19 protein-coding genes are annotated in these 19318 nt (G+C 35.1%); 9 read left to right on the top strand and 10 right to left on the bottom strand.

Features of this window, described 5'->3' with window-relative positions; translation table 11 throughout:
- Positions 1-24 precede the first annotated feature (24 nt).
- Both QWY86_RS01000 and QWY86_RS00995 read right to left on the bottom strand, forming a co-directional pair.
- Positions 25-399, bottom strand: coding sequence for a four helix bundle protein (locus tag QWY86_RS01000; protein ID WP_290237716.1), 375 nt, complete (start codon positions 397-399; stop codon positions 25-27).
- Between the two features lie 117 nt (positions 400-516).
- Positions 517-1311 (bottom strand): thymidylate synthase, encoded by a 795-nt coding sequence (locus QWY86_RS00995; protein WP_290237714.1) that lies wholly within the window; start codon positions 1309-1311, stop codon positions 517-519.
- Positions 1312-1974: 663 nt separating this feature from the next.
- Between QWY86_RS00995 and ispE the strand changes: the two genes are divergently transcribed.
- The 6 genes from ispE to QWY86_RS00965 all read left to right on the top strand — a co-directional run bounded on the left by ispE (position 1975) and on the right by QWY86_RS00965 (position 6707).
- Positions 1975-2778: a 4-(cytidine 5'-diphospho)-2-C-methyl-D-erythritol kinase gene (gene ispE / locus QWY86_RS00990; RefSeq protein ID WP_290237712.1), complete on the top strand. Its 804-nt coding sequence runs from the start codon at positions 1975-1977 to the stop codon at positions 2776-2778.
- 90 nt (positions 2779-2868) lie between these two features.
- The gene (locus tag QWY86_RS00985; protein WP_290237710.1) at positions 2869-3291 is read left to right on the top strand and encodes an OsmC family protein; all 423 of its coding nucleotides are present in this window, start codon (positions 2869-2871) and stop codon (positions 3289-3291) included.
- A gap of 72 nt (positions 3292-3363) precedes the next feature.
- On the top strand, positions 3364-4530 hold the full coding sequence (locus QWY86_RS00980; protein WP_290237708.1) for a trans-sulfuration enzyme family protein: 1167 nt from the start codon (positions 3364-3366) through the stop codon (positions 4528-4530).
- 166 nt (positions 4531-4696) lie between these two features.
- The gene (locus tag QWY86_RS00975; protein WP_290237707.1) at positions 4697-5404 is read left to right on the top strand and encodes a DNA alkylation repair protein; all 708 of its coding nucleotides are present in this window, start codon (positions 4697-4699) and stop codon (positions 5402-5404) included.
- A 127-nt stretch (positions 5405-5531) separates the two neighbouring features.
- A complete protein-coding gene (locus QWY86_RS00970) occupies positions 5532-6254 on the top strand; it encodes a pirin family protein (protein WP_290237705.1) in 723 nt (240 codons plus the stop codon).
- 156 nt (positions 6255-6410) lie between these two features.
- Positions 6411-6707 (top strand): response regulator, encoded by a 297-nt coding sequence (locus QWY86_RS00965; protein WP_290237703.1) that lies wholly within the window; start codon positions 6411-6413, stop codon positions 6705-6707.
- Positions 6708-6797: 90 nt separating this feature from the next.
- On the opposite strand, the gene QWY86_RS00960 is transcribed toward QWY86_RS00965, so the two are convergent.
- The 6 genes from QWY86_RS00960 to tgt all read right to left on the bottom strand — a co-directional run bounded on the left by QWY86_RS00960 (position 6798) and on the right by tgt (position 14773).
- Positions 6798-7190 carry a GxxExxY protein gene (locus tag QWY86_RS00960; protein ID WP_290237701.1) on the bottom strand — a complete coding sequence of 131 codons (393 nt, stop codon included), beginning with the start codon at positions 7188-7190 and terminating at the stop codon, positions 6798-6800.
- A gap of 204 nt (positions 7191-7394) precedes the next feature.
- Positions 7395-7673: a lipopolysaccharide assembly protein LapA domain-containing protein gene (locus QWY86_RS00955; protein ID WP_290237698.1), complete on the bottom strand. Its 279-nt coding sequence runs from the start codon at positions 7671-7673 to the stop codon at positions 7395-7397.
- Between the two features lie 5 nt (positions 7674-7678).
- The gene (locus QWY86_RS00950) at positions 7679-10483 is read right to left on the bottom strand and encodes a hypothetical protein (protein WP_290237697.1); all 2805 of its coding nucleotides are present in this window, start codon (positions 10481-10483) and stop codon (positions 7679-7681) included.
- Positions 10484-11663: 1180 nt separating this feature from the next.
- Positions 11664-12542 (bottom strand): DMT family transporter, encoded by an 879-nt coding sequence (locus tag QWY86_RS00945; RefSeq protein ID WP_290237695.1) that lies wholly within the window; start codon positions 12540-12542, stop codon positions 11664-11666.
- Between the two features lies 1 nt (position 12543).
- Complete coding sequence (locus tag QWY86_RS00940) at positions 12544-13641, bottom strand: LptF/LptG family permease (protein ID WP_290237693.1); 1098 nt, start codon at positions 13639-13641, stop codon at positions 12544-12546.
- 1 nt (position 13642) lies between these two features.
- Complete coding sequence (gene tgt / locus QWY86_RS00935; RefSeq protein WP_290237691.1) at positions 13643-14773, bottom strand: tRNA guanosine(34) transglycosylase Tgt; 1131 nt, start codon at positions 14771-14773, stop codon at positions 13643-13645.
- A gap of 116 nt (positions 14774-14889) precedes the next feature.
- Here tgt and QWY86_RS00930 point away from each other — a divergent pair, with 116 nt between their 5' ends.
- The 3 genes from QWY86_RS00930 (at position 14890) to rsmG (ending at position 17481) form a co-directional block, all read left to right on the top strand.
- Positions 14890-15573, top strand: a complete 684-nt coding sequence (locus tag QWY86_RS00930) for a hypothetical protein (protein ID WP_290237689.1) — start codon at positions 14890-14892, stop codon at positions 15571-15573.
- Positions 15574-15681: 108 nt separating this feature from the next.
- Positions 15682-16782, top strand: coding sequence for a glycosyltransferase (locus QWY86_RS00925; protein WP_290237687.1), 1101 nt, complete (start codon positions 15682-15684; stop codon positions 16780-16782).
- A 63-nt stretch (positions 16783-16845) separates the two neighbouring features.
- The gene (rsmG, locus tag QWY86_RS00920) at positions 16846-17481 is read left to right on the top strand and encodes a 16S rRNA (guanine(527)-N(7))-methyltransferase RsmG (RefSeq protein WP_290237685.1); all 636 of its coding nucleotides are present in this window, start codon (positions 16846-16848) and stop codon (positions 17479-17481) included.
- 10 nt (positions 17482-17491) lie between these two features.
- Here rsmG and QWY86_RS00915 read toward each other — a convergent pair whose 3' ends face one another.
- Both QWY86_RS00915 and QWY86_RS00910 read right to left on the bottom strand, forming a co-directional pair.
- Entirely contained in the window at positions 17492-18856 is a 1365-nt protein-coding gene (locus QWY86_RS00915; RefSeq protein ID WP_290237682.1) for a M56 family metallopeptidase, read from the bottom strand.
- Positions 18856-19227, bottom strand: a complete 372-nt coding sequence (locus QWY86_RS00910) for a BlaI/MecI/CopY family transcriptional regulator (protein WP_290237679.1) — start codon at positions 19225-19227, stop codon at positions 18856-18858. Before QWY86_RS00910 ends, QWY86_RS00915 begins: the two co-directional genes overlap by 1 nt.
- Positions 19228-19318: the final 91 nt, after the last annotated feature.

Genomic DNA, 19318 nt, shown 5'->3' with positions numbered 1-19318 from the left:
GTTCATTGGCTCATCCGCTCATGGCTAAGTGCCAAAAGATTTCTTACCAATATATTTTAAATAAGCATTAAGCTTAATGTGTATTATTTCGAGCTTATTGAAAAGTTGGTTATAAATATCTTCGCTAACCAAACTTCTATGTCGCATTTTTCTTAAGAAAGACTTTGTTTCCAAAATAGAACCTCTGCTGTAATAACAAAAGTTTTTGTTCTCTTTAAAATGGAAACGTCCATAACCCTCAGCTATATTAGCACTAATTGAATCTGCCGCTCTGCAGATTTGCTTTCCAATGGTGTCTTTAGCAAAAAAGTCCCATTTAGTTGTAATATCCCAAATTTCATTTGATAAATCTTCAGCAAGTAGATAAACCTCCAAATCCTCAATTCGATTATAGCTCATAATTACTTTGTTTTATACATTAATTATAAGGGATGAAATTAAATAGAGATTTTTTAGATAGAAGCTTAGCCAAATGATACCAATGACAAATGAACTATTGAACCAATGACTAATGAACTATACCGCCACAACCCCCTTAATATGCGGATGTGCTTCGTAATTCTCCAATGTAAAATCTTCAAACTTAAAGTCGAAAATGCTTTTCACATCTGGATTAATCTTCATCGTTGGCAATGGTTTTGGCTCACGACTTAATTGCAAGTTTGCTTGCTCGATGTGGTTGTTGTATAAATGCGCATCGCCTAAAGTGTGGATAAAATCTCCAGCCTCTAAACCACAAACCTGCGCTACCATCATGGTTAATAAAGCATAAGATGCAATATTAAAAGGTACACCCAAGAAAATATCAGCACTGCGTTGGTATAATTGGCAACTTAATTTTCCATCGGCTACATAAAACTGAAAAAAAGCATGACAAGGCGGCAATGCCATATTTTCAATTTCTGCCACATTCCAGGCCGAAACTATAATTCTACGCGAATCTGGGTTATTTTTTATCGTATTGATGATGTTTGTAATCTGGTCGATGTGTTTGCCATCGGGTGTTGGCCAACTTCTCCACTGCGAGCCATAAACTGGTCCAAGGTTTCCATCTTCATCTGCCCATTCATCCCAAATACGAACACCATTATCCTTCAAATATTTAATGTTTGTATCGCCAGTTAAAAACCAGATTAATTCGTGTATAATAGATTTTAAATGGAGCTTTTTAGTGGTAACCATTGGAAAACCTTCCTGCAAATTAAAACGCATTTGGTAGCCGAAAACGCTGATGGTTCCAGTTCCTGTGCGGTCGTGTTTTTGTGCGCCGTTATCCAGCACGTGCTGCATTAAATCTAAATATTGTTTCATAAACTTTCTATCGTTTACAAATATCTAAAATTTATGATTTGTTAATACGCTTATTTATAAACACTAATTGTTTACTAACATTAAAATGATTTTTTGATTAGGAAAACTTCGGTTTGGAGTCAATGGCGGAATATAGCCCTGTTTTTCATTTCAAGTACGCACTCGTGCCTCGCTGGCGGGCTTTCCATTTCAACCAGGTTTAATAACAAAGTATTTTGTACTGAAAATTTAAACCACCCCTTGCCCCTCCTAATTTAGGAGGGGAGTAGGCAGAATGTTAATTTATTGCTGTGGCTTATAATTAAGGTTTAGCAGGTTTAACCTAAAACGTAATCACTTAGTTTACCTGCTTTGTCCAACTCCCCTCCTTATTTTCAAGGAGGGGCAAGGGGTGGTTTTTTAATTTGAAGACTTTGCAATGAAAACCTAAATAGTTGCAATTATAGGCCATTTAGCCCAGGGTGCAGCGTTACCCTGCAGCGAGGAGGCACGACGAAGCGAAGCGTAAAAGCGAAACACGGGAAGAAACACGAATAGATGTACTGAAATTGCGCTTCAAATTTATTTAGAAATAGAATAGAAACACTTTTGTATTTTTGCGTGTGCATCGGTTTTTAGCTTTGAGAGAAATCGTAAGTCGTAAATCAAAAATCGTAAATCAAAATGTTATCCTTTCCGAACGCAAAAATAAATTTAGGTTTAAACATTACCGAAAAAAGGGCAGATGGTTATCATAACTTAGAAACTGTATTTTATCCGATTAATATAAAGGATGCGGTAGAAATTAGCGATGCCGATGAAACATCTTGCAAAATTCATGGAATTGATATTCCTGGCGATTCGAATGACAACCTTTGCTTAAAAGCATACCATTTAATAAATGCCGATTATGATATTCCTGCGCAACAAATTAATCTTTTAAAAAATATCCCTGTTGGTGCAGGTTTGGGTGGTGGTTCGGCAGATTGCGCTTTCGTAATCAAACTGATTAACGAAAAATTCAAGTTAGGTTTAACCGTTAATCAAATGGAATCTTATGCCCGAAAACTCGGTGCCGATTGCGCTTTCTTCATCGAAAATAAACCTGTTTATGCGTTTAATAAAGGCGATGAATTTGAAAAATGCGAAGTTGATTTGTCAGCATGGTTTAAAGTTTTGGTAAAACCGCCTGTTCATGTAAGCACAGCCGATGCTTATGCGCTGGTAAAACCTCAAAAACCTTTGCAAAGCTTAAAAGAAATCATACATTTGTCGCCAACAACATGGAAAAATAAGGTTATCAACGATTTCGAGCCATCGGTATTCGCAAAGTATCCCCAAATTCATCAAATAAAAACCAGTTTATACGATGCAGGCGCAACATTCGCTTTAATGAGTGGCAGCGGTTCATCGGTTTTTGCAATTTTTAACCAAGCCGTTAAATTGCCCGAACTGGAAAAAGACAATTTAGTTTATTATAATATTTAGTTTCGATTTTCGCTTTTCGTTGGCGGTTTTTCGCTTTGAAAAACAAAAGACAGGCAACGGACAACGACAAACTAACAACAACAATACAACATGAATATAAATCTCATCCGCAAAAGCGGGAAGTTTAATTTCGAGGCAGAAAATGAAAACGGTTTCACCGTTGAGTTAGATGCAAAAGCTGCAATAGGTGGCGAGGGCAAAGGTTTCAGGCCAATGGAAATGCTATTGGTTGGCCTTGGTGGTTGCAGCGGCATCGATATGGTGAATGTTTTAACCAAACAAAAAGAACCACTCGATGATATTAAAATCGCTATAAATGCAACCCGCAAAGACGAAGAAATGCCACCAATATTTGACGTTATTGATATTCACTTCAATTTATATGGCGATTTAAATCCATCAAAAGTAGAACGTGCCTTATCAATGACTTTCGATAAATACTGCTCTGTGTCGAACATTTTAGGGCGCTCGGCAAAAATTAACTTTACATATACAATTAAGGGTAATACGTAATACGTTTTAAGTTATAAGTAGCCTGGCTATTTTAACGTATCACTTAGAACCTAAAACTTACAACATCATAAAATGAAATCCGAAAATTTTGAAACCATAGCGATACGCACTCAAACCGAACGTAGTGGACATAAGGAACACTCCGCACCAATTTACTTAACATCGAGTTATAAATTTGATGATGCTGAAGAAATGCGGGCTTTATTTGCCAATGAAAAAGAAGGTAATGTTTATAGCCGTTACTCAAATCCAAACACCTCAGAGTTTATTGAAAAAATGTGTTTGTTAGAAGGCGCTGAAGATGGTTTCGCCACGGCAACAGGTATGGCGGCTATTTTTACAACTTTCGGTGCATTTTTAAAAGCTGGCGACCATATCATTTCTAGTCGCTCGGTTTTTGGTTCTACACACCAATTATTAACCAATGTTTTCTCAAAATGGGGTGTAACTTTCGATTATGCCGATTTAGATAAACCACAAGATTGGGAGGGTTTAATTAAGCAGAATACTAAAATGATTTTCGTAGAAACGCCCTCAAATCCTGGTATAGATATCATCGATTTGGAATTTTTAGGCGATCTGGCAAAGAAACACAATCAGCTTTTAGTGGTTGATAACTGTTTTGCCACACCATATTTGCAACAGCCAATAAAATTAGGAGCGCATATTTCGATTCATTCAGCTACAAAATACATCGACGGACAAGGACGTGTTTTAGGTGGAATTATTTTAGGTACAAAAGAATTAATTGCCGAAGTTATCGGTTTCGCCCGTCACAGCGGACCAGCATTATCTCCTTTCAACGCCTGGATTTTATCAAAAAGCTTAGAAACTTTAGCCATTCGTATGGACCGCCATTGCGAAAATGCCTTAAAAGTTGCTGAATACCTGGAGAAACATCCGAAAATTAAGTTGGTCAAATACCCGTTTTTACCATCTCATCCACAATATGAAATTGCTAAAAAGCAAATGAAACAAGGTGGTGGCATTGTTACCATTGTGGTTGATGGCGGCATTGAAGCAGCCCGCAATTTTATGGATAAACTGGAAATGTTTTCTATTTCTGCAAATCTTGCCGATACGCGTTCAATCGCCACGCACCCGGCAACCAGTACCCACAGCAAACTTACCGAAGCGCAACGTAACGAGGTTGGTATTGAACAAGGTTCTATTCGTCTATCAATTGGTTTGGAGCATATAAATGATATTTTGGCCGATATTGAGCAGGCGCTTTCGTAATTACAATTTTAAATTACGAATTACGATTTTTTGGAAAGCAAATACAGTGGGGCATCGGTTACGGTAGCCCCGCTTTTCGTTTCAAGTCCCGATGAAGAATCGGGATCTTTCCACTGCAATCTGGTTTATTTTACTTAAAACTATGCAAAAAATATAATTTCGTGTTATGAGCGATAGAAAGTCAAAGACCGCCTTAGGGGATATAGATTTTATTCTTTCTGAGCTGCAGGCCATTAGCGAGCCTGATTATTTGAAAAAGATGGCGCAGTTTGGCATCGATATTTCGAAGGCATACGGCATTCGGGTACCAAATATTCGAACGCTTGCAAAAACCATTGGTAAAAATCAGGATTTATCTTTGCAGCTCTGGCAAACTGGTTTCCATGAAGCTCGGCTTTTAGCCAGTTTTATTGGCGATTATAAATTGGTTACCGAAAGTCAGATAAATGCCTGGGTTAAAGATTTTAATTCCTGGGATATTTGCGACCAGGCTTTTGCTAATCTTTTCGTTAAAACGCCTTACTTTAAATCAAAAATATTCGAGTTTGCAACTGCTGAGGCAGAATTTGTAAAAAGAACCAGTTTTGTTTTGATGGCTACAGCTGCCGTTCATTTAAAAAAAGAGCCGAACGAAACTTTCCTTGAATTTTTGCCCATTATAGAAAAAGAAGCTTATGATAACCGAAATTTTGTTAAAAAGGCAATTAACTGGGCGTTGAGGCAAATCGGTAAAAGAAATGGGTTTTTACATGAACACGCTATCGAAACTGCAAATAATATTCTTGCTCAAAAAAATAAAAAAGCTAATTGGATAGCTTTAGATGCATTAAGAGAATTAAATAGTGATGCGGTTTTATTAAAACTTGAACTTTAAACTCTCGACTTTAAACTGCAGACTTCGGACTTCCGTTTTCTGACTTTCCAACTAATTACTTACCCTACATCAATGCACAGGTTTACAACCTGCAGTAAATTTGTATCATAAACAAGAAAGGAAATTTATGTCACAGTTTATTTTGTACAAAGAAAACACCAGAGGCCATGCAAATCATGGTTGGTTAAACGCTCACCACTCATTCAGTTTTGCTAATTATTACAATCCTGAAAGGATGCATTTTGGAGTTTTACGCGTTTTAAATGATGACTTGATTGATGGTGGAATGGGTTTTGGAGCGCATCCACACGATAACATGGAAATTATTACCATTCCATTGGCTGGTGCAATTGCCCACAAAGATAGCATGGGAAATTCGGCAACGATTACCGCTGGCGAAATACAGGTAATGAGTGCTGGAACAGGTGTAAGTCATAGCGAATTTAATGCCTTGGCTGATGTACAGCTAAATTTATTGCAGATTTGGTTGTTCCCGAATAAAAAGAACGTTACGCCGCGTTACGACCAAAGAGCTTTAGATGTTGCTGCTCGTCATAACAATTTTCAGCAAATTTTATCTCCAAATGCGGAAGATGATAACGTTTGGATTCATCAGGATGCCTGGTTTTCTTTAGGAAAGTTCGATGCTGATTTTGAAACGGAATATAAAATTAAAAAAGCGGGTAACGGTGTTTATGCTTTTGTAATTAGCGGAGAGGTTACCATTAACGGGCAGGTTCTAAACACAAGAGATGCCATCGGTATTTGGGATACAGATAGCATCAGTTTTAAAGCGAATTCTGCTGATGCCGAAGTATTGTTAATGGATGTACCAATGGAATTGAATTAATAAACTGGCCGTCATTTCGACCGCAGTGGAGAAATCTTTGGATTTAGTTTTTTAGCTAGCTTCAAAGATTTCTATCCCAAATTTTCAGGACTGCGTTATAGTCGAAGTGACGGCTATTTTGTTAAGACTTTTATTTATAACCTTGAACTTAAAAATATGCAAACTACCATACTTTACATCGGGCGAGATAAAGAAATTACTGCTGTAATGAACCGCTTGCTTAATGCCAGACCTGAATGGAAAGGCATTTGTGTTTGTACGGATGAAGAAGCGATTTCGATTTTCGAAGCGCAAGAAGTTGACTTGGTGCTCTTGGGTAATGGGATAAACCTGGAATGTGAAAAATCGCTCAGGAATAATATAACTGCGTTAAAACCCAATGTAAAAATTATTCAGCATTATGGCGGCGGTAGTGGTTTGCTTTTCGGCGAAATTATGACAGCCTTGGGTTAGTTGTCTTGACTAGGATTGTTATGATTATAGGATTATAAGATTCAGTGTTTTCACTATTTTCAGTGCTGGTTCTAGGATTATATAAATTTATTAGACTTGTTTTCTATTTTCAGTGTGTTTAGTGTTGTACACTCTTTTAAAAGTTAGGCTTTTGCTTCCGAAGTTTATCAGTAAGCCAATTGGTAGGTTGTAAGCCTCTAGATAATTTATCGCTTGATTTAAATGCGAGTCATTCAATTCGGAAACAGCTTTCAGCTCGAGCATGATAATGTCTTCCACAAAGAAATCTACACGCCTTATTCCAATTTGGATGTTATCATAAAATATGGTCATTTCCATTTCTCTGCGAAAACTTAAATCTTGTTTTTGCATTTCTATGGCAAGTGCCCTTTGATAAATTACTTCTTTAAAGCCCGAACCCAAAATTCCATGTACATTCATTGCACAGCCAATAATCCGACCTGTTAAATCGCCATATTTCATTTCAGTAGAATTAAAATTTACTTTAGAAATAGGGATAATCTAATATCGATTAAAATTTTAATAAATGTGAGATTACTCAATACCAATTAAGCATCTCTATAAAATACTAATCTTGCACTTTTGAAACTTTCAAATCCAAATTTTAAGACGCAAAAATCCTAAAATCCTTTAATCCATAAAAATCCTGGTAAATCTTTCTGCTCCCTAACTGATATAATCTCTATCCTCGTCGCTCAGTTCTTTTTTGCCCGAAACCGTATGATTTTTTTCAATTTCATCGTCGTAACTGCTAATTGTTTTTCTTGGTCGGCCAACAATAAAACCGATAATGAAGCCGATAACCACACAAATTCCGATGACCAGAAGTTTAGAAACGGCAACGGTTGTTACAAGGAAATCGAAATCTACAGGCTCGGTGTTAACCATTAAAAATATGGTTAATAACGCGGTCAGAATGATGATGGAGATGGTTTTTCCGCTCATGGGGTTTAAAAACTATAATTAAATGAAAACTCTAATATCGGGTTTTGATTGTAAATTTTATTAACAAAAACCAATCTTGCACCCACATCTACAACAGGTTGATACCTCAAAAGGTTTAATTTACTATTTATTTCTACCCCGTATGTTTTCGGCTCGGTAATTCTTGTGTTAATGCCAATGTTTTCATAGTGGCAAAATAAACCCGCTCTAAAATTTCTTACATATGCCAATGAACTTAATTCCCAATCCGGAAATGCAAATGGAAAGCGGTAATTGAAAAGCATCGTATTTTGCAATTTATTTCTCGCTAAAATATTATTGTAGCCATAAACTGTTGCAATTTCGGTAGCATACTGGTTTACACCACTTGCTTTTTGATAGTTGAAACTTGCCAAAAACGAATGGTTTTTAGCAAAGCCTGGGAAATATAAAAAACTTTCAAGTGCTAAAATTTCACCACCAAGATTTTTATCGAAAGGTTGATGATTGTAAGTTGCCCTTAAAATTTGTGCCCATTGTGGAGCAATATCTCTTTCTGTTGTTCTTACGCTGTGGTTAAAAGTTAAGTTATACTCCATCGGGAATTTAACTTCACGAATAAAACTCGCAGGCATGTTTTCCGTTAGGTACCGGCTGGTAAAAGTAGTGGCGGTGTTGAGCGTAAAAGCATAGTTGTGGTTTCTTGCATTAAAGGAAACAGGTATCGATGCATTTAATTTGTAATAATTCTCCCGCCAATCGCCTTGCTGAATAGCGTTTTTAGCTCGATAGAAGGTTCTTCGTGGTCGGTTGCGATATGCAAGGCTAAAAATAGGGTAGAGCGCCTTATAGCTGATGTCGGCGGTGTATTCGAAACGCTTTAAATCTCGATGGTATTTTGCACCACTGTAAAAATCCATTGTGTTTAGCAAATTGTTAGACTGAAGCTCGAGCCCAAAAACATATTCGTTATCGATTACCGGAATTACGCTGTGAAAACTAAACAGGTTTAAACCTTGGCGAAAGCGCTTCGATTGAAAAACGCTATCTGGAATTATTTCGAAAACGTTGCCCACTTTCTCTTGCTTCGCTGCCGCCGAAGAGAAATCTACAAAAATATCTTTGCCCACAGGTTTTTCTGATTTGCTTTGCTCTGCAATTTCATATCCGTTGATTTTATAATCGTTGAAAATTATTTTTCCATCATCAGTTTCTGATGGGTTGAAAGCGCCGTATTTTGAGTTGCTCCATGCAGTAATTTTTTTCGAAATAATATCGATACCATAAATATTATCGATGCCGTTAAAGTGCGCATTGAAAGCAATTTTATTGCCTGCAAAAATTGGTCGGCTTAGTTGTTGCCTACTGTTGGAAATGATAAGCGTTTTTTTATCACCATCCATTAGCCATAAATTTTTTCCTTGCTCGCTCACGCTGATGTATGCAATTCGTTTTCCAGTTTTGTCGAAGCTTGGGGTTTGCAAAATTTCGTTATCTGGATTGGGATAAGTTTTTAAAACTTTGCCGGATGATGCGTCAATTTCTACCAAATTGAATTGGTTGTTTAGCTCAACTTTTGCAGCAATGATTTTTTTGCCATCATCAGAAAGACTGGGCGAGAAAAGCCGACTTTGGCTACTCAGTTTTTTAAATTTTTGTGATTTGAAATTGTAGCTGCAAATCACACTATAACTTCGCTGCTTGTAGCGTGGGTCGTAACGAATTTCATCCCAAACCAAAACATCATTTTTATAGCTAAACCAAGGTTGTTCTTGATAACCGATGCCGAACAATTTCTGTTCACTTTTATCATCATTTATGATAACGAAATATCTCGCATCTTGCTTGCTTTCTTTGAGTGCTAAAATCTGATTTTTATTCAACCGAACAGGAAGAAAATAATTGGTTGCCAAAGATGTTTCCTTGTTTAAGCTAACGTAATTTTCTGCCTGAATTTTTTCGCTCTGCGAATTCCATTTATCGACCAATTTTTCCTGTGTGGAAAGGAAATATTTCTTCGTATTTTTTCCGGTGATTTTTTTTAGGCTTTGCGAAAATGGGTAAAGCCTTAGCGGTCTTCTTCTGATGTTAGAAAGTAAGCTGTCGGAAACGAAATTTCCAAACTTCTCCTTCATGTCTGCAACCATTAAATACCCGATTTGGTAATAGCCTGGAGTTACATCTTTATTCGAGCCAAAATAAGCCTTGCTGTAAGAAAATCTTTTACCCTCTAAAAGGGAAGTCCGAAAAGGCATGATCCATTTGGGTTGCCGACCGCGACCAGATTCGGTCAACGCTGTTTCATTTACAACAGCATCTCCCTCAAAAAACCAAATAGGTAAACCTGCTCCGAAGTAGGCGAAGTAAACCAACTCCGGGAATGGGTGTGCTTGTGTTCCTGTCAATTTGTCAAACTGTGCAATGTGTCTAAGCTCATGTACGGCGAGGTTGTTTAACCAATCCTGACTGTCGAAGTATTGGGGTGGTGTTGCATAAAATTCAGACTTCTTCGGCCCGAGCTGAACAAAGCCATTTGCTATGGTCCCCTGGTTCTGAAGCAGGAGTGGGATAGAGGTGTTTTGCTGCCTTAAACTGAGTCCGATTTTGCGATAGATATATGGTAGGGTATTTGCCATACGCTGGGCTTCTTTTTCTAATTCTTTTGGATAGATGATTTTAAAGCCCCCAGACTGAATGTAGTTCCATTTTACACTAAGTGGGTTTTGCGCACTGCTGAAAATTTGGCCAAAAACCGATAGTGAAATAGAACTTAAGATAAATGTATATAAGTACCTGATAAATAGTGTATTGTTTTTAATTGATATATGCATTTATATTATTTGCTAAAATATTTAGTTTTTGTGATTTTCTAGATGGTTATTGTTGTGAACAAAATATTAATATAATAATTGATAACTTATTGATTATTAATTTTATAAATTAATTATTTAAATTGATAATTCTTTGCTTTTCTATTGTTTAAAGTAATGTTTTGTTCATTGTTTATGCATTTTGAATCATCATTTATCAATGCTTAAATAACGGTCATAATTTACACTTAATAATCGATTTTCTTCAAAAATATTGACTCCGATTTTGGTTTTTAATTATGTGCAATGAGTTATTTCTAATGCAGATATTGAATTTAATCTAAAAATTTTGTGAATTTTGGGAGGTTAGTTTAACGAAAAATAATGTAATAATGTTTGGTTTTTTCTTTAGTTTTTCCGACTGAAAATTCTAATGGTTTTTGATGTAAAACGTTAATTCTTATCAGGTTTTTACCATACTACTTTCTTAAATATTTGCATTTTTTTCTCAGGTTAATTCACCAACCAATTCAGTTTTTATTTTTTTGTTATGTCATAATGGCATAATTGTTAATTCTTTTCTCATGCAATAAACCCATATCTCTATCCCTTACTCTATTTCTATTGTCTGAATTGTGAAGTAATAAATTCACTTATGATAATAGATTTATTACATCTTCAACTTCAAAAAAGGATAAATTTTAAGCTTTATTTTTTTTAAGAACTCAAATGATTATTCAGAAATTTGTATGTTTTTGGAATGGTAATTATAGCTTTTTAAGATAATAATCGCGTTCGTAAACCAATTTCTGTGCGATATTTCGCGTATGGCAATCAAAATCTGTAATTTATCACAAAAATTAGAGATTGATATTAATGTGTTGATTTTCAGTATTTTGTTTCCGTGTTTCGTTCGTTAGAGTGAGGTCTAGTTAAAATCGATTGCAGCGCCTTATTAAGCAAAGTGTTGCCAATAATGTCAATTGGAGATTGTAATATTAATGGATTTAGTTGATATTATACTCAAGAAATATTTGGCATTTTATACTGATTTTTTGCTCATTTTAACGTCTGGTTTCACTGCTTATCTCAAATTAATTAAAGTATTTTTCAGTAGATAATTGTGAAGTAAGTTAAACTTAAATGCAATAATAATTTGAGGAAATTTGATGCGAAATCTAATCGTAAATGAGACGCATTTTTAGCGATGGTTCTTTCTGTTTTTATAAATAGGATATAAGAATACAGAAGCTAAAATAATGATAGCTCCAAAGTAAAATCCTGTGCTCATTTGCTCCTTACTTTGGAAGAAAAGATAAGCTAAAATGATTCCGTAGACAGGCTCTAAATTGGTTACTAAAGCAACCCGAAATGCAGATAAAGTTCTCATTACAGATACGCCCGCAACGTAAGCAACCGAGGTGCAAAATGTTCCCAGTATCACTAAATAAAACCAATCATTTGTGCTCAAATTAAATTGCATTTCGAGTAAAGAACCATCACATAAACGATATAATGTAATCCAAAATAAACCGCCAATTAACTCATAAAATCCAATTATTGACGGTTCGCTTTTTTGCACAAACGTAGAGTTTATTGTAGAAAATAAACTTGAAGCTACAGCTGCTAAAAGCCCAAAAATTATACCCAATGTGTACTGACTTTCGAACTTGAAAATCATGTATATTCCTGCAATTATTAACAGGCCAACCAAAATATCGCCCAAATAAATGGGCTGCTTTTTTATTAATGGTTCTAATATCGCGGTAAATAATGTGAACGATGAAAGGCAAACTAATGTTACGGAAACAGTAGAAACCTTAATTGCATGAAAGAAAAATATCCAATGAATGGCTACAATTCCGCCAGTTAAAAAGAATTGAATAAACTGTTTTTTAGTAATTTTTATACTCTTTTTAGTGAGTAAAAACCAAGCAAAAAGTGTGGATGTTGCAATTAAAACCCGGTACCAAACCATGGGTACGGCATCAATAGAAATTACCTTTCCGAGCACGCCGGTAAAGCCCCAAATAAAAACAGTTGCATGAAGAATAAGGAGATTTTTTTTATTGGCTTCCATGCTATTTTGGTGCACGTTTTAAGAGGTAAAATCCTAATAATCCAAATACAATTGTTGGTAGTAAAACAGCAATGAAAGGAGGTAAACCGCCCTTGGTAGAAAACATCTGCGTAAATTGATTAAATACAATATAAGCAAAGCTTAAGAAAATGCCTATACCTAATGATACGCCTACACCACCGCGAACTTTTCGAGAGGAAAGTGCTACACCAATTAAGGTTAATACAAATGCCGAAAGTGGGTGTAAATACCGTTTATATTGCTCAAATTGCAAGTCATTCATTATGCCGGTACCACGAATTTTCTCTTTTCTTATCTTCTCAGAAAGTTCTTTTGTAGATAGGTTTTGAACCACGTTATCATATGCAGAAAAATCATCAGGGCGCATATCTAAAATGGTATCTTTAAGCTTTCCATTTCCGTAGATCATGCTTTCTTTTAAACCATTAACATTCCTTATCGTATAATTGCTTAGTTGCCATTTACGCTTTGTAGAATCCCACTTAATATTTTCTGCTATAATCTTTTTGGTAAGTACATCGCCATCAAAATTATCTAATGAAAAGCGATAGCCATAGTTGGTTTTATTATCAAAGCTCTGAATGTAAATGTAAGTCTTGTTATCCAGTTTCATGTGGATATTCGACTTGGTTGATGGGTCATTACGCTTTACAAAGGTGTTTTCAAAGCTATTTTTAAGCGTATTTGTGTATGGAAGTATATATAGATTTGAGAGTAAATTAGCCGAAAATATAATACTAGCCGAGATGAAATATGGCCATAGAAATCTGTTAAAACTAACACCTCCACTCAAAATTGGAACAATTTCAGTCTGGTCGGCCATTTTTGCTGTAAAGAAAATTACTGCAATAAAGTTAATTAGGGGCGAAAGCATATTAATATAAAATGGAATAGAGCCAGCATAGTATTTTGTTAAAACACCCCAAAAGGTTAATCCACTTTTCAAAAAATCATCTAGTTTTTCCGATAAATCAAAAACAACAATTATAATCACGAAAATTGCTAGGGTATAGATAAATGTTCCCAGGTACTTTCCGATTATAAAACGGTCGATAATTTTTATGTTTATAAGTTTCATTCTATAATTTATTGCCCAATACCTTAACCATTTGGTTTTTCCAATCGTAAAATTCGCCGCTAATAATTTTTTCTCTGGCTGTTTGTACCAGCCATAAGTAAAAATGAAGGTTGTGTAATGTTGCAATTTGTGCGCCAAGCATTTCATTACTGTGCACTAAATGACGTAAATAAGCTTTGCTGGTTACTAAATCTACATGTAAATCGCTATCCGCTTCTATTGGCGAAAAATCATTTTCCCACTTCTTATTTCTAATGTTAATGATGCCATTTTTTGTAAAAAGCATTCCATTTCTTGCATTTCTTGTTGGCATAACGCAATCGAACATATCAACACCTAAAGCAATGTTTTCTAGTATATTAATTGGTGTACCAACGCCCATTAAGTAACGCGGTTTATCGGCTGGTAATATATCGCAAACAACTTCAGTCATTGCATACATTTCTTCGGCAGGTTCTCCAACTGATAATCCTCCGATCGCATTGCCTTCTCGACCCATGCTTGCAATAAATTCTGCTGATTTAATTCTTAAATCTTTATAAACCGAACCTTGCACTATAGGGAATAAAGTTTGGTCGAAACCGTATTTTGGCTCTGTATTATCGAAATGTGTACAGCAGCGTTTTAACCAACGGTGCGTCATTTTTACAGATTCTGCTGCATAAGTATAATCGCATGGATAAGGCGTACATTCATCAAAGGCCATTATAATATCGGCACCAATTGTGCGTTGAATATCCATTGCGTATTCTGGTGTAAAAAGGTGTTTCGAACCATCAATATGCGAGTGGAAAGTAACACCTTCTTCCTTAATCTTTCTTACTTTACTTAGCGAATAAACCTGATAGCCACCGCTATCTGTTAAAATTGGGCGATCCCAGCCAATAAATTTATGTAATCCACCAGCCGATTCAAGGATATCTAATCCCGGTCTGAGGTATAAATGATAAGTATTACCTAAAATTATTTGAGCATTAATGTCATTTTCAAGCTCACGCTGATGTACGGCTTTAACTGTACCAGCAGTGCCAACAGGCATAAAAATTGGAGTTTGTATTTCACCATGCGCTGTTGTTACAGTTCCGGCTCTGGCTTTTGATAACGGATCGTTAGCCTTTAAAGTAAATTTCATATAGAATGCAAAAGTAACAAATTTACAGCACCTTATATATAAAGAAAATCAGTTTAATACATTAAAAACAATCAAATGTAATACTGTGTTATATAATTTTAATCATCAAAAAATCTATGCAACATTATAGTAAATTCAGTTTTCTCCTGCTTTTTATCCTTCTAAGTACTTTAAATAGCCAGGCTCAATATGATGCATCAGCAACTTTAAGTTTGGGTATGGGGCATGGCTACACTGCTCTAAGTCAGAGCGTAATGAGTAACGCTTTTAATAATAGCAATGGTAAAGCAACAGCTAAATCAAATAATACAGATTATATTTATCTAGGTTTCAGCGATTATCGTGGTTTTGAGGATAAGATTCTAAATTCACTTTTAGCGAAAGATAAAAAATCTGATAAAGGAAAAATAAGGAGTTTTTTATCTAGCACACGCACCATGTATCATTTTATGATGCGATCCAGAGAACTGGGTTTTAAAGACACCTATATTTCAGATATTATTGCTACAGGTATTGCTTGGAATTGGGAGATGTATCATGAAACTAAAACAGATAAGCAGAAAGTTTTAAATCTTCGTAATGCGATTAAAAATAATTTGGCAAAAGATGGTGTTAAAAAACAAATATCTAAATTATCAGCAGATGATAAGCGAAATTGGATTTTGAGTTTTATGTATAATAATAGTATGATAGCACAAATTATTAAACAATCCGGTAAATTATCGGCTGAGCAAAAACAACAATTGGTTACAACTGCACAGCAAGCTGGTGTACCAGACATTGCAGCAGTTTCACTTTAATAATTTTATTTACGTTTTTTTTAAAAAAAGATAATATTGCAGATTTAAAATTAGAAATTTGCGCCTGCTTATTTTAACGTTGTGATACTAACCCTAGTCGAAATCTGTTTGATTTCTTTTTTTGCTTTCTGCCTGATCATCCAATTATATTATGTGCTCTTTGTTCATTTAAAGCTTGCAAATGTAAGTGTTGAAGAAGTGCCAGATGTTGCCAAAGTGCCAATTAGTGTAGTTATATGCGCTCGCAATGAGATTAATAATCTGCAGAAATATTTACCTGCAATTTTCAATCAAAATTATGCTGAATTTGAGGTTGTTGTTGTAAATGACAGATCTTGGGATGGAACGGAGGAGTTTCTTGAAGGTTTGGAGCAGCAATATGCTAATCTGAAAGTTGTAAAAATTTTAGATAACGACAAGTTTATTGCTGGTAAGAAGTTTGCCGTAACAATGGGAATAAAGGCTGCTAAATATGATTGGTTAGTTTTTACAGATGCTGATTGTGTGCCTGAAAGTGATAATTGGTTAATGTGTATGCAAAAACCTGCCGATGAAAATATAGAAATTGTGCTTGGTTACTCACCCTACTTAAAAAAACGCAGCTTTTTGAATGCGCTAATTCGCTTCGAAACATTTTTTACAGCTGTAAATTATCTTGCTTTTGCTTTAAAAGGCATGCCGTACATGGGGGTTGGCAGAAACATGGCCTACAAAAAATCATTATTTTTTAAGAACAAAGGCTTTGCGGCACACATGCATATACCTTCTGGCGATGATGACTTATTTGTGAATGCTCATGCTAATAGAAACAATACAGCAATCAGAATTAATAAAGAAAGTCAGGTTTGGAGCGAACCAAATACAAGTCTGTCTGGTTATCTTCGTCAAAAAAAACGTCATTTTGGGGCGGGGAAATTTTATAAGCCAAAGCATAAATTTATACTGACTTTTCAAATCATTTTTCAGTTTCTCTTTTATGCGGCATTTGCGGCTTGCATGTTTTTTAGTATAGAAGCTAAATATGTATCAGGTGGAATATTATTGTTGAGCATTATTATTAGATGCCTGATTTATCCAAAACTACTAAAGCGTTTAAATTATAGCGATTTACGTTGGTGGTTCCCGATTTTAGATATACTTTTGTTCTTCTTTTTAACCTTAAACGGCTTTCTATCTATATTCGGAAAGAAAAAAGTAAACTGGAAATAAAACGTATACACGATTTTAGATTTTGGAATTACGATCTTCAAAATCAGCATTAAATTTTTAACAATGAGCGAAGTAAAGCCTGACATCATCCTAAAGTATTTTCCTGATTTATCAGAAAAACAAATTGCGCAATTTTCTCAATTGTTCGATTTGTATAGCCATTGGAATGCACAAATCAATGTAATTTCCAGAAAGGATATTGAAGAACTTTATGAACGTCATGTATTACACTCCTTAGGTATTGCAAAGGTTTGTACATTTAAAAAGGGCGAAAGTGTGCTTGATGTTGGTACAGGTGGCGGGTTTCCTGGTATTCCTTTAGCCATCTTATTTCCTGATACTCAGTTTTATCTGGTAGATTCTATCGGGAAAAAAATTAAGGTTGTAAACGAAGTTGCTTCAGCGTTGGGCTTAGAAAATTTAAATGCCGAACATTTAAGGGCTGAACAAATTAAAGATAAATTCAATTTTATCGTTTCCAGAGCAGTTACTCGTTTGGGCGAATTTTATCCCTGGATTCAGGGGAAATTTAAGAAGGAATCGATAAATGCTATTGCAAACGGTATTCTCTACTTAAAGGGTGGCGATTTGACAGAAGAGATAAAAGAATCAAAACTGAAAGCGGAATTATATCCGCTTTCAGTTTATTTTGAGGAAGATTTCTTTGAAACTAAGTACGTGGTTTACGTACCACAGTAGAATTAGTTTATTAGGTTCCAGGAATCACTTCACCGTAAATAACATCATCTTTATCGTACTTTTTCTTTGCTGGCGTAGGATTAAGAGGCGGATTGACAGTTTGTTTGCTGTTAGATTTGTAGCCTTCAACTTTTATGGGCTTAAGTTCTTCCTGAGATTTAGGTGCCCTTGCAATTGGTTTTACACCTTTGGCAGGGTAACCCTTAACCACATGCTCATTTAGGTTTTTATTTTCAACAGGTGGCGGTGGTGGCGCTAATTTTATCTCTAAAACTTCGCCTTTTGCAGCTTTTGGTTCTTTAGGAGGCGAAGGCGGTGGAGGTGGAACCATCTTTAATTTTAATGATTTGTTGGCCGTTGCCTTTGGTGTTGAATATTTTAATTTTTTTACTGGTTGTGGCTCAATTGGTGGCGGTGGCGGAAGCTGTTTTACAGGTTCGGCGATTACAATTTCTTTAGCCTTTGTTTTTTTAGGTGTAGTTTGTTTAGGGGTAAAAATGTTTCTGCTCGTTTTAGGATATAAATCCAGAACGCCATAATTTTTGGTAAAAGCCATAGTTGATGCGCAAACCATGGCACCTGCAAGTGGTAGCGCAATTAGCAATCTGAGCCTTGCCCATTTTGCCGATTTCTTTTGATTTAACATAGTGATTCTTTGTTTTAAAATTGATGAGTTGAATATTTGATTAATGAGTGATAAATTTTGCTTATCGCAAGTGTTTTGAATCAAAAACATTGCGTAATCATACTTCGCAATATTTTGATTAACAGTAGATTCATCCGCCAGATATTCGTGAATAAGTTTCACGTCCTTCTTCAAGAAAAACAGTAACGGGTTAAACCAATTTAAGATTTGTAAAATCTCAAAGATCATCACGTCAATGCTATGTTTTTGATGAATGTGAACCAATTCATGCTTAATAACTGTACTTTTTTGTGGCAAGTTTGGATCTATAAATAATAGCGTAAAAAAAGAAAATGCAGTTTTGGAATCTGATAATTCAATGAATTTGATGCCATTCTCCTGTTTTACATCATATTGTTTAATTAGTGAAATGATTCGCTTAAACCCATAAAGAAGTTTAATTAATAATAAGATTGCAACAGATCCGTAAATTATTATAAGCACATTTTCTAAGCTAAAAAATGGATTTTGAACTTCGCTCTGCTTATAATAAAATTGTTGTGGTTGTACTACTTCTTTAGAGAAAAAACCAATTTTTAAAAACGGCAATGAAAATGCTATAGCACTTGAGCCAAGTAAGTAGAAACGATTTGCTATGTAAAACGTTTCTTTATGCAACACTAATCTGTAAAACAAGTAAAAAACTGATAGATACAAATTGGCTTCGAGTAAATAATATATCCAGTTCATTATTTATGTTCTTTAAGCTTTTCAGCGAGTTTAATTATCTCATTTAATTCTTCAGCACCCATTTTTTTATCCTTGACTAAAAAAGAAACCAAACTTTCGTAAGAGTTTTCGAAGTAATTGTTCATCACTTTATTAAGCGCAAAACGCTTGTAATCTGGTTCATTTATAATAGGGAAGTAGATGTGTGTGTTTCCAATCGCTTTATGATCCACAAAACCTTTGCCTTCTAAAACCCTTATAACCGTTGATACTGTATTATAAGCGGGTTTGGGTTCTTCCATTCGTTCAATAACATCTTTAACCAATGCTTCGCCCATTTCCCATAAAATAAGCATTACCTGTTCTTCTGCTTTTGTAAGTTCTTTTATCATCTTAACTATTTTTATAGTTTGCTTAGATTAAAGTTACTACTATTTTTATAGTTTGCAAACTATTTTTATAGTTTTTGTTTAAGTTGTTGTT

Source organism: Pedobacter aquatilis (assembly GCF_030409415.1).
Taxonomy (GTDB): domain Bacteria; phylum Bacteroidota; class Bacteroidia; order Sphingobacteriales; family Sphingobacteriaceae; genus Pedobacter; species Pedobacter aquatilis.
The sequence above is the reverse complement of the archived record's forward strand: the minus strand, read 5'-3'. Positions and strand labels throughout refer to the sequence as shown.

What these genes read in the sequence shown, in the direction of transcription:
- QWY86_RS00985 (WP_290237710.1), top strand. Translation starts at nt 2,869, where the DNA reads ATGAATATAAATCTCATCCGCAAAAGCGGGAAGTTTAATTTCGAGGCA.
- rsmG (WP_290237685.1), top strand. Translation starts at nt 16,846, where the DNA reads ATGAGCGAAGTAAAGCCTGACATCATCCTAAAGTATTTTCCTGATTTA.
- QWY86_RS01000 (WP_290237716.1), bottom strand. Translation starts at nt 399, where the DNA reads ATGAGCTATAATCGAATTGAGGATTTGGAGGTTTATCTACTTGCTGAA.
- QWY86_RS00980 (WP_290237708.1), top strand. Translation starts at nt 3,364, where the DNA reads ATGAAATCCGAAAATTTTGAAACCATAGCGATACGCACTCAAACCGAA.
- QWY86_RS00945 (WP_290237695.1), bottom strand. Translation starts at nt 12,542, where the DNA reads ATGGAAGCCAATAAAAAAAATCTCCTTATTCTTCATGCAACTGTTTTT.
- QWY86_RS00970 (WP_290237705.1), top strand. Translation starts at nt 5,532, where the DNA reads ATGTCACAGTTTATTTTGTACAAAGAAAACACCAGAGGCCATGCAAAT.
- QWY86_RS00960 (WP_290237701.1), bottom strand. Translation starts at nt 7,190, where the DNA reads ATGAAATATGGCGATTTAACAGGTCGGATTATTGGCTGTGCAATGAAT.
- QWY86_RS00915 (WP_290237682.1), bottom strand. Translation starts at nt 18,856, where the DNA reads ATGAACTGGATATATTATTTACTCGAAGCCAATTTGTATCTATCAGTT.
- QWY86_RS00940 (WP_290237693.1), bottom strand. Translation starts at nt 13,641, where the DNA reads ATGAAACTTATAAACATAAAAATTATCGACCGTTTTATAATCGGAAAG.
- tgt (WP_290237691.1), bottom strand. Translation starts at nt 14,773, where the DNA reads ATGAAATTTACTTTAAAGGCTAACGATCCGTTATCAAAAGCCAGAGCC.
- QWY86_RS00950 (WP_290237697.1), bottom strand. Translation starts at nt 10,483, where the DNA reads ATGCATATATCAATTAAAAACAATACACTATTTATCAGGTACTTATAT.
- QWY86_RS00975 (WP_290237707.1), top strand. Translation starts at nt 4,697, where the DNA reads ATGAGCGATAGAAAGTCAAAGACCGCCTTAGGGGATATAGATTTTATT.
- QWY86_RS00930 (WP_290237689.1), top strand. Translation starts at nt 14,890, where the DNA reads ATGCAACATTATAGTAAATTCAGTTTTCTCCTGCTTTTTATCCTTCTA.
- ispE (WP_290237712.1), top strand. Translation starts at nt 1,975, where the DNA reads ATGTTATCCTTTCCGAACGCAAAAATAAATTTAGGTTTAAACATTACC.
- QWY86_RS00910 (WP_290237679.1), bottom strand. Translation starts at nt 19,227, where the DNA reads ATGATAAAAGAACTTACAAAAGCAGAAGAACAGGTAATGCTTATTTTA.
- QWY86_RS00995 (WP_290237714.1), bottom strand. Translation starts at nt 1,311, where the DNA reads ATGAAACAATATTTAGATTTAATGCAGCACGTGCTGGATAACGGCGCA.
- QWY86_RS00965 (WP_290237703.1), top strand. Translation starts at nt 6,411, where the DNA reads ATGCAAACTACCATACTTTACATCGGGCGAGATAAAGAAATTACTGCT.
- QWY86_RS00955 (WP_290237698.1), bottom strand. Translation starts at nt 7,673, where the DNA reads ATGAGCGGAAAAACCATCTCCATCATCATTCTGACCGCGTTATTAACC.